Consider the following 1,752-nt stretch of genomic DNA (forward strand, 5'->3'; position numbering starts at 1 on the left):
TTATGAATTAGCAGTAGAAGCCGGTGGTGGTACTGATCTATATGGGATATGCACAGACATAGACGAATTTACGGGAACTGCAACTGTTATGCCAATAACAAATAACTTTACTGGATATTTGGTAGTCAAAAAAGATAATCAAAGCAGTATTACACCTAATGTAAAAGTTAAATTTAATACAAATGGAGAAATTGAACAAGACAGTGGTTCGGGTTCTCGTACTATTAATGGTATTGCCTTATCAAAGGCATTTAAAATTAACGAAAATCTTTACATAGCACTTGTAAGTATATTCGGGAATAAAGGGATCAATTAATGGTGAGTAGCAAAGATCAACAAACAAGCTTGATATCAAATGAAAATTCAGAATCGCTTGATCATGATATTAGTTCTCCGTTAATTGATAGTGATGACTTAAGTGAAGAGCTTGATAGTGAGGGTCAAAGACAAGAAACTTCTACAAGGGGTAAAAGAAGAGGTAAAAGACATGCACCAGTGCTTGAAACTGAAGAAGGTAAAACACTTAAAGAATATATATTAAAATTAAGGAAATATTCTAAAAGTTTTGATAATGAACTATCTGTATTTAAAGCTCAGACTGGGTTTAGGAATAAAAACTTATTAACATTTGATTCTATCTGTGAATCTGTATCAAGTAGTAAAGATAAATTAGAAGAATATCCGGCTTTTGGATTTCCTTATAAACGTGCAGTTAAATTAAAGGTGTCAACCGACAAACCCGATGATATTTCTGTTGAAGTATCTGATGGTAAAAATATGCATGGAATATGTATAGATATTAATGAATATACTAATGTAGCGACAGTAATACCAATAACAAATAATTTTGAAGGTTATGTAATTACACAAAGCTCTTCTGGTATTAACATGGGTGATAAGTTGGATTTTAATTCAAATGGAGAAGTTATTAAAGTATCTAATTCTTCATCAGTTTCAATTAATGCAGTTGCACTCTCAGATATACATACTTTGTATCTTAGCGATGATGAATCTAAAAAAGGCCAAGATGATTATAAATTATATTTAATAAAGATATCCCTTTATGGCAATAAGGCGGTTTCTTAAAATAAGAAAATTAGGAGGTTAAAGTGTCGACAAACATAACTGAACTAGTAAAGCAATATGAAGAAAAAGCTAAAACTCTTAAGAAGTTAATGAAGAACCCTATCAACGATTCTGGTGTTTTTAGTAATACAGTTGATTTTAGGAGTAAAAATTTACATTTTGCTAATCAAGGCGGTACAGTAACAAGTCGAACTGATAAACTAGAAAATTACTTTTTTAAAGGATATCCATATAAGAGAGGAGTAAAACGCGTAGTTAGTACGTCACAAGATAATCAACCACATTATGAACCACATGTTGAAGCAGGTGGTGGTGATGATCTTTATGGTGTATGTGTTGACGTAGACGAATTTACCAGTATGGCAACAGTAATACCAATAACAAATAATTTTCAAGGATATCTTGTTGCAAAAGATAATTCTATTAAGAGAAAGGATAAAGTTAAATTTAATTCAGATGGACAGGTTGAAAAGGACAGTTCAAATAATAGCAAAATTAATGCCATAGCCTTATCAGACTCAATAAAACTTGATAATGATGATAATACTTATATGGTACATGTGGTTATTTATGGAAATAAAGGTAAACCAAATTAATAAGTTAAAGGAGTATAAAGATGTCAGAATTATATGATCAAAATTATTATGCTAAAGAGATAGCAAATGT

3 protein-coding genes are annotated in these 1,752 nt (G+C 30.7%); all 3 read left to right on the forward strand.

The window, feature by feature from the left end; translation table 11 throughout:
• The coding region (locus U881_RS0107620; RefSeq protein ID WP_024653842.1) for a DUF228 domain-containing protein at positions 1-316 on the forward strand (316 nt) is incomplete at its 5' end.
• A complete protein-coding gene (locus U881_RS11655) occupies positions 316-1,086 on the forward strand; it encodes a DUF228 domain-containing protein (protein ID WP_024653843.1) in 771 nt (256 codons plus the stop codon). The genes U881_RS0107620 and U881_RS11655, both read left to right, overlap by 1 nt.
• A gap of 23 nt (positions 1,087-1,109) precedes the next feature.
• Positions 1,110-1,682 carry a DUF228 domain-containing protein gene (locus tag U881_RS0107630; RefSeq protein ID WP_024653011.1) on the forward strand — a complete coding sequence of 191 codons (573 nt, stop codon included), beginning with the start codon at positions 1,110-1,112 and terminating at the stop codon, positions 1,680-1,682.
• Positions 1,683-1,752 lie beyond the last annotated feature (70 nt).

This window comes from Borrelia persica No12 (assembly GCF_000500045.1).
Lineage (GTDB): Bacteria > Spirochaetota > Spirochaetia > Borreliales > Borreliaceae > Borrelia > Borrelia persica.